The 7,409-nt window shown below is 46.3% G+C and carries 8 protein-coding genes; 2 read left to right on the forward strand and 6 right to left on the reverse strand.

Annotation, left to right across the window (positions count from 1 at the left end; all coding sequences use genetic code 11):
- Nucleotides 1-125 precede the first annotated feature (125 nt).
- Nucleotides 126-1,835 carry a hypothetical protein gene (locus K2Q26_15770; GenBank protein MBY0316978.1) on the forward strand — a complete coding sequence of 570 codons (1,710 nt, stop codon included), beginning with the start codon at nt 126-128 and terminating at the stop codon, nt 1,833-1,835.
- A 112-nt stretch (nt 1,836-1,947) separates the two neighbouring features.
- Nucleotides 1,948-2,520 (forward strand): hypothetical protein, encoded by a 573-nt coding sequence (locus tag K2Q26_15775; protein ID MBY0316979.1) that lies wholly within the window; start codon nt 1,948-1,950, stop codon nt 2,518-2,520.
- Here K2Q26_15775 and rfbC read toward each other — a convergent pair whose 3' ends face one another.
- The 6 genes from rfbC to K2Q26_15805 form a co-directional block, all read right to left on the reverse strand.
- Complete coding sequence (rfbC, locus tag K2Q26_15780; protein MBY0316980.1) at nt 2,521-3,069, reverse strand: dTDP-4-dehydrorhamnose 3,5-epimerase; 549 nt, start codon at nt 3,067-3,069, stop codon at nt 2,521-2,523.
- The gene (gene rfbD / locus K2Q26_15785) at nt 3,059-3,928 is read right to left on the reverse strand and encodes a dTDP-4-dehydrorhamnose reductase (GenBank protein ID MBY0316981.1); all 870 of its coding nucleotides are present in this window, start codon (nt 3,926-3,928) and stop codon (nt 3,059-3,061) included. Before rfbD ends, rfbC begins: the two co-directional genes overlap by 11 nt.
- Complete coding sequence (rfbA, locus tag K2Q26_15790; GenBank protein MBY0316982.1) at nt 3,925-4,797, reverse strand: glucose-1-phosphate thymidylyltransferase RfbA; 873 nt, start codon at nt 4,795-4,797, stop codon at nt 3,925-3,927. The genes rfbD and rfbA overlap by 4 nt, the downstream gene beginning before the upstream one ends.
- Nucleotides 4,794-5,834: a dTDP-glucose 4,6-dehydratase gene (gene rfbB / locus K2Q26_15795; protein ID MBY0316983.1), complete on the reverse strand. Its 1,041-nt coding sequence runs from the start codon at nt 5,832-5,834 to the stop codon at nt 4,794-4,796. Before rfbB ends, rfbA begins: the two co-directional genes overlap by 4 nt.
- 1 nt (nt 5,835) lies before the next feature.
- Nucleotides 5,836-6,855 carry a glycosyltransferase family 2 protein gene (locus K2Q26_15800; GenBank protein ID MBY0316984.1) on the reverse strand — a complete coding sequence of 340 codons (1,020 nt, stop codon included), beginning with the start codon at nt 6,853-6,855 and terminating at the stop codon, nt 5,836-5,838.
- Between the two features lie 96 nt (nt 6,856-6,951).
- Nucleotides 6,952-7,409, reverse strand: a 458-nt coding sequence (locus tag K2Q26_15805; GenBank protein ID MBY0316985.1) for an FkbM family methyltransferase, incomplete at its 5' end; no start/stop codon positions are given.

The following is a 7,409-nucleotide window of genomic DNA, read 5'->3' on the forward strand; positions in this document are numbered from 1 at the left end:
TGGGTGAAAAGATGCACGCAGGGAGCTGGAACCTTTCTGCCTATGACTAAAGCCTTTAAGATTTATCCGGTCTGCCCAGGCTTTAGCGGATTATGTCAAAATTGGGGTTTATGTCATGGAGGATTATGAAATCGCTCAAGTTGGTTGCCGTTGCGTTGATCGCTGTTTCTTGCACCACAGTTCCCGATGATACTTTTGGTCGTTTTAAGATGGCCTCTGGGCTAGGAGAAGAGTGCGGACGTTTGGTTAAAAAGATTCCTTCGACCACCGAGGAGATATGGCCCCAAGAAGTTCGCACGAAAGTCGAATCTGCGTTTAACGGGTGTTTGAATAGCTATCTTCTGACAGAAACCCACTCCACGAGTCTTGAGTTTTTCCAAGGTGCGTTTAAGGCTATCGGGATCGAAGCGAAAATTGATACGGTTAAAAATAATTCGCATTTAGTCGCCCAGGTCACATCCCCTCAACCGAATGCGCCTTCCGTGCTTCTGATCAATCCGACAGATCTCTACAATGGGCAGTTGATCAATACCGGCTCTCAACAAAAATCAATGTGGGGTCAAAAGCGCAGTGATGTAAAATCCATTGGAATCTTGCAGCTGTTCTCCATGGCCTACGCACTTAAACAGCAAAAAAGTTTAGATAAAAACTTGGTGTTTGTTTCGACCGAAACAGGAGAGATCGACAACGCTCTCGCTAATGTTAAAAACGCGCAGGTCATTCTGAATGAAGGCGGATATGGGTTTGCGACACCGAGTAAGACCGTATTTCTCATTGGATCTGAGCAGAAAGGTGGGGCTTGGCTAAAAATTCGTCACGAGAATGCGGCACGTTTACTGTCCCATTTAGATCAGCTCATGGCGGTCTTTCTACCTCATGATCCACAGGATTTTAAAGAGCCCGGAAAGTGTCGCCTCGTCACCTTTAATACCGAGCAACCTAAAATTAACTCTATCCCTTATAAGGTGGATATCGAGTTAAGCTGCAAGGGCGTAACGGATCTCATGATAGGCCAAGCCTTTGCTCACCGAGATGTCTCTTTCCTCGGAAAAAACATCGAAGGCAATTACTTTATATCTCTCGAAATCTCTCATCCCGGCGATTATAAACTGGGCGAGCTCTCCGCATTGCAAGTGGCTGCTCAAGGATTACAGAAGCTTTCGATTATTCCCTATCGAGACTGGTCGTTTGAGGAGCCGACGTTTTATAAACATGTTCGGACTCCCGCGTCCGTGGCCTTCGCCAAGAACGTAAAGACAGTACTCCCCTCATCTTCGCCGTGGAGTAATATTCTTTGGGAGTTAGACTCCGAAGGAGAATGGTCTCAAGCCCTCTCGGAACTCCCTGCCGATAAAAAGAACGGAGTGGAAAAACTTTTCCGCACCTCTTGCCATTGGACGGGATTTGAAGTCAATAACGGGGGCGCGGAGGCCTTTGTCGATTGTAGATTGGCCCAAAGTAAAAACTCTGGAGATTCAAACAACCAAGCCGATAGCTTTATTAAATATCTCAAAGGGAAAGCCAAAGATCCCACCCTGTCGATCGAGCTGGTCCGCGGTTGGAACTATTCTTCGAGTGAAACCAACGGATCCACGTTTGAGATCATGAAAAAAGAAATACTTAAACAATATCCCAAAGCGACGATTTCCCCATGGATGGCGCCGGTCAGTCTGTCGTTAGAAACGATGTCCAAAAAAATTCCTAGCTACGGTTTTTATCCGCTGGTTCAAAATGAATTTATCGATGGGGAGGGCTCAGCCTCCTTTCCGATGGATCAGATGTATTCGGCGAACCAAATCTACACGGGCACAGTGGCCCATCTCCTCAAGAATTAAACACCCTCAGGGTAGTCGCTAATTGGCACTGCCCTAAAATAATTTCCCTAAATTTGAATGGTTCCCTAGAATTTCAAGAGATTTGGTATATTTGGAAAAAAAGGAGAACTTCATGTTCAAAACTATTATATTTGGAACGCTATTCTTAGCTTTCGGTTCCGCCTCGGCCGTGGAAGTGTATTCGATCAACCAAACGACTCCCATCGAAGAACAACTCGCTGAGAATTGCCCTTGGATTCAACCTGAGAGTGTAAAGCAAGTCGGAGTCGTAGGTCCTGAAAAGATCGGTTGGAGCGGTGGAGAGGGTAGCAAAGTTTTAGGTAAAATCATGCGTTCCTCACGCGTGAATCTGAACTTCTCGAATATTGCGGGCAATCTGCCGGCATCAACTCGAGCGATTCTTTTTAATGCCGCCTACTATAACAACAACGGTCTTGCCGAAATCATTGTTGATGAGATTGAATTGATCACTTCGACGGGAGTAAAGGTCGGATTGCCGATCACTACGGACGCGAAAGTATTATCGCAGTCTTCCAATGAATCAATTCTTCTATGTTTTACGGCAGAAGAAAGTTACGTGCGCATTCGCGCAAAACTGACTCATCAAAATGTCGATGGATCTCGTCCTACGATGGGCATTACCGCTCTCGTTAATCCAGAGCCGATCACCCTTCCATCTCGGTAACTAAAATCTTGGGGCTTTGCTATAGTCGGCAAAGCTTTGAGCGCCCGCATCTTTTCCGTTCACAATAGGATCTTTCACGGGCCACTGAATATCTAATTCTCGGTCGGCGAAATGAATAGCTCCTTCGCCCTTAGCTCCCCAAAAGGCATCGACCTTGTAAACCACTTCGGCCGGTTGATCCCCAAGGACACAAAAGCCGTGAGCAAAACCGGGAGGAATCAAAAACCACTGAGGGTTTTCGCTGTCCAAAATGCAACTGACATGTTTTCCGTAGGTTTTAGAGCCTTGACGGATGTCCACGGCCACGTCGTAGATCTTACCCTTAAGGCAAGTGACCAGCTTTGTCTGAGCCGGCTCCCATTGATAATGCAATCCTCGAAGCACTCGAGGGTGGGAGTAGGAGTGGTTGTCTTGAACAAAATGAATTTGAACCCCGTGTTTGGTAAATTCGTTCGAATTATATCGCTCCATAAAGTAGCCACGGTCATCTTGAAATTTTCTAATGGTAAAAAGCTTTAAGCCCTCGATGTCGAATGTTTTAATGTCCATAAATTCTCCGTAAGCAATCTTGGATGTTAGTATTGAGAGACGCAAATTCCAGTGGAACTAAAGATTTTATCTTCTGGAGCGATAGTCGGGAATTGAGAGGTCTTTTTGCTGGTGTCGGATATTGAGAACTACTGATCGGATTTACGTTTTGAACTTTGAGGGGAATCTCTAAAGCTCGAGCTTCGGAAAATATATTCTGAGCGAACTCATGCCAGGTGACATCCTGGTTTCCGCAAAGATTGTAGATTCCCCAATACTTTTGATTCTTGATGTCTAAAGTTTCGAGGATTTTTATTAAGTGGCTTGCGAACTCCACCGAATACGTCGGAGCGCCCCGCTGATCCGAGACAATATTGAGAGTTTCGCGCTCCTGTCCCAATCGGAGCATTGTTTTTAAAAAATTATTTCCGAAAGGTCCATACACCCAAGACGTTCTAAAAATAAAATGAGCACAGCCTGTTTTTTGTATGGCCTCTTCGCCAGCGAGCTTGGTTCGTCCGTAAGCGTTGATAGGGTGGGGGGCCGCGGACTCACTGTAGGCCTCAGGCTGATTCCCGTCGAAAACGTAATCTGTAGACACATGAAAAAGCACGGCATTGTTCTCCGCACACCATTGGGCCATCGCGGCGGGGGCGAAAGTATTTATTGTCTGCGCGAGTTTTTCTTCGTTTTCGGCTTTGTCGACCGCGGTGTAGGCCGAGGCATTAATAATGATTTTGGGGCGCCGCTGATCGAGAAATGCGGAGATATCGGACGTGTGCTCGAGGTTAAAAAATTTGCTCCCGGCAAAGTGGTAATCGGGCCGCAATAATTGAAGCGACCGAGCGAGCTGACCATTTTCGCCGAAAACTAAAATCATTTTGTGTTTTCCGCGAGTTTTTTGACGTAAATTCCGTAAGTGCTATCGGGATAATTTTTAACCGTCTCACGCAATTGCTCTTTGGTGATAAACTTTTTATGAAGAGCAATTTCTTCGAGACACGCAATTTTTAACCCCTGGCGCTTTTCGATCGTCTGTACGAACATAGAGCTTTCGAGGAGAGATTCGTGGGTCCCAGTATCAAGCCAGGCCACGCCGCGGCCAAAAATTTGAACGTTGAGTTTATTTTTTTCCATGTACACCCGATTCAGCTCTGTGATCTCAAGCTCACCGCGCGCTGAAGGTTTTAAATCTTTTGCGTAACTTGTAACATTCCCGTCGTAAAAATAAAGCCCGGTGACGGCATAGTTAGTTTTCGGTTTTTTTGGTTTTTCCTCGATGGAAATCGCTTTTCCAGCCGCATCCATTTCAACCACGCCATATCGCTCTGGATCCTGAACTTGATAAGCGAAGACGGAAGCACCATCGGTCAGTTTCGCGGCGTCCATCACTTGCTTAGTGACGTCATGCCCAAAAAAGACATTATCTCCCAGGATTAAACATACGGGGGAGCGAGCAATAAAATCCTCGGCCAATATAAACGCTTGTGCGATCCCTTCGGGTTTAGGTTGAACTTTGTAAGAGATCTTGAGGCCGAATTGTTCTCCCGATCCCAAAAGGCTTTCGATCAGAGGGAGATCACGAGGTGTGCTGATGATCATGATGTCTTGAATGCCCGCAAGCATTAACACCGAGAGAGGATAATAAATGGTGGGTTTATCGTAGACTGGCAAAAGTTGTTTGCTGATGCAGGCGGAAGAGGGAAACAAGCGGCTACCACTGCCTCCAGCTAGGATGATGCCTTTCATTTGTTCTCCTTATTTGTGGTGTTGCGAACTTTATCAATCCAGGCGCGGTTGTTAAGATACCAGTCGATGGTCGATTCTAATCCGGCCTCAAAGCTGTTAAATTCTCTTTTAAAGCCAAGTTCATCCTGAGCCTTACTGTCGTCGATCGCATACCTAAAATCATGCCCGAGTCGGTCTTCGACAAAGCTAATGAGCGATGTGTACGAGCCTTCGGCGAGAGGACGTTTTTTGTCGAGGATACTGCAGATGGCATTCACTACGTCTAAGTTGTTGCGTTCACTGCGACCACCGAAGCAGTAAGTTTCCCCCACTTTTCCTTTTTCTAGAGCCAGCATGACGCCACGGCTGTGATCGTCCACATAGATCCAGTCGCGGATATTGGATCCGTTTCCGTAAACCGGGAGAGTTTTGCCTTCGAGACAGTGGCTAATCATTAAAGGGATGAGTTTTTCTGGAAACTGTCGTGGCCCGTAATTGTTAGAGCAGTTTGTCGTTATCGTTGGTAATTTATAAGTGTGATGCCAAGCGCGCACCAAAAGATCACCCCCGGCTTTAGAGGCCGAGTAGGGTGAGTTGGGGGCGTAAGGCGTGGCTTCAGAGAAATAGCCCTCCGCTCCGAGTTGACCATACACTTCATCGGTAGATACTTGGACGAATCGGAATGCACTCTTGCGGGAAGAGTCTAAAGTTTTAAAATAGGTATTCGCGCACTGGAGTAAGTTTAAAACTCCAAGGACATTTGTTTCGACAAATGCGCCGGGATTGGTGATCGAATTATCAACGTGAGATTCTGCAGCGAAGTTGACCAGGGCCGACGGTTGATGCTTTGTAAACAACTGCGTAACAACTTCGGAATTACAAATATCAGCGTGGACAAATTCAATTTTACCTTCTGATAGCAAAGGTTCAAGGTTGGCTTTATGACCAGCGTATGTCAGCTTGTCGATGACACAAATGCGATAGCCGGCGTCGAGTGCCAAACGTACAAAGCTGCTTCCGATAAAGCCTGCAGCTCCGGTAACAATTAGAGATTTCATTTTATCCTCCTCCTAAGTCGTACGGGATTCCTTTTTCCGAGAGCTTCATGATGAGCCAAAATTCAAAAGTCCATGGTCGAGCGTTGGGCCAATGCATCGCTTTGGGAACTTGAGAAGGATAGAGAAATTTCTGCCAAAGATTTGGGTAAAGAATCACCGCGTTTTTTCGCTCGGGCGAGGGGACTTCTCCTAGAGCGGAGACGAGATTCACTTTTTTCGCTCCAATTTTAGAACGACAATTTTCCAGTTCGGGATGAGAGCCCACGATCCACGCGCTCTCAACCGGTTCTAAATGAGTATTAAAGCGCGATTGCACCCATTGGGGATGTTTGCCAAGATAAGCTAAGGTGGGCTCGTTAGCGGTGCGTTTAAAAAACTTCTGAACATCCTTTTCGATATTTTCATCACTATGCCACCAGCGACTGAGAGCTTTTCTTTTTACGAGACGATAATTCTCGCCGAGTGCGTGACTATAATGAAAGATGTTAACATCACTATGATAAACCTGAGTGCAGTTTCCTAGGCTCTGAGAATCACCCACGCTTTTCCCGGCAGAGTTCACTTTGGTGGCCATGATCGAATCGGGATACCACTTTTTTGTGTAAACCAATTGCTGCATGTTCTGCCAAAAATGATTGAACCGAAGAGACATCCCGTCGCAGTTTTGCTGGTCAGCGAGTTCGAAGTCTTTTTTAAGTTTGGCAAAATCATCGCGGAAAATGATTTGGTCGGCTTGGAGGTGGAAGGCCCAGCCGTCGTTATGATGGCGGCGAAGTTCATCTAAAGCGGCATTGGCTTGAATTGAAAAAATATGGCCATGCTTGCGTTGATTTTCGCTCCATACCGTATCGATGATCGTGACATTGGGTAAAGATGCGACCTTCGCGCGAGTGCCATCGGTCGAATCACCAACCGCGATGTAAATGTGGTCACAGAATTCCGAGAGACACTGAAAAGATTCGAAGTAGGGGTAACCGATGGTGTCCCCATTGCGAATATAGCTAAAACCATAGACTTTCATAGCTTCGAAGTCTCATACAGTGACGCTTTGAATTCAATAGAAAATTCTACTTTTGCTAACTGTGGCGCTGATGAAAATCGTTATATCGCCGGAGAGCTATTCTTTAAAGAAATCGCACTTTTCCTGGGGAACAAGTGCGAGGTCAACGTAGGGTCGATGGCCATTGCGGAGTCTTTGGAGAGTCTCCTTTTCGAGGTCAAGAATCTGGAAGGTTTCGGGTAGGACTACCTTGTAATTCAGATCGTAAAAGGGCTTGAGGAGAGGTTTGTTTTCGTCCAAGAGTTCGTTAAAGTAGCACTCCATGAGCACCACTGGACGATGTTCCCTGATTGTTTGAATGCCGCCACGAAGGACATGGCTTTCGTGCTGTTGGACATCGAGTTTGATGACGTCGATCGTCTTTAACGAAAATGTTTTCACAAAAGAATCGAGCGTAATGACGGGGACTTCGGTCTGTTGAGTTTCGTTCCCTTCGTCTACGATCGCCTGCTGGTGAAGAGAATGGCCGCCGTGATTGTTCTTGTCGGCGAAGAATGTAGCCACCCCGGAAGTGT

The sequence above is a fragment of the Bdellovibrionales bacterium genome (assembly GCA_019750295.1).
Taxonomy (GTDB): Bacteria; Bdellovibrionota; Bdellovibrionia; order Bdellovibrionales; family JAGQZY01; genus JAIEOS01.

Bases quoted from the DNA above. Each gene is read 5' to 3' on its own strand.
- rfbC (MBY0316980.1), bottom strand. From the start codon at position 3,069: ATGGACATTAAAACATTCGACATCGAGGGCTTAAAGCTTTTTACCATT.
- rfbA (MBY0316982.1), bottom strand. From the start codon at position 4,797: ATGAAAGGCATCATCCTAGCTGGAGGCAGTGGTAGCCGCTTGTTTCCC.
- rfbD (MBY0316981.1), bottom strand. From the start codon at position 3,928: ATGATTTTAGTTTTCGGCGAAAATGGTCAGCTCGCTCGGTCGCTTCAA.
- K2Q26_15770 (MBY0316978.1), top strand. From the start codon at position 126: ATGAAATCGCTCAAGTTGGTTGCCGTTGCGTTGATCGCTGTTTCTTGC.
- K2Q26_15800 (MBY0316984.1), bottom strand. From the start codon at position 6,855: ATGAAAGTCTATGGTTTTAGCTATATTCGCAATGGGGACACCATCGGT.
- K2Q26_15775 (MBY0316979.1), top strand. From the start codon at position 1,948: ATGTTCAAAACTATTATATTTGGAACGCTATTCTTAGCTTTCGGTTCC.
- rfbB (MBY0316983.1), bottom strand. From the start codon at position 5,834: ATGAAATCTCTAATTGTTACCGGAGCTGCAGGCTTTATCGGAAGCAGC.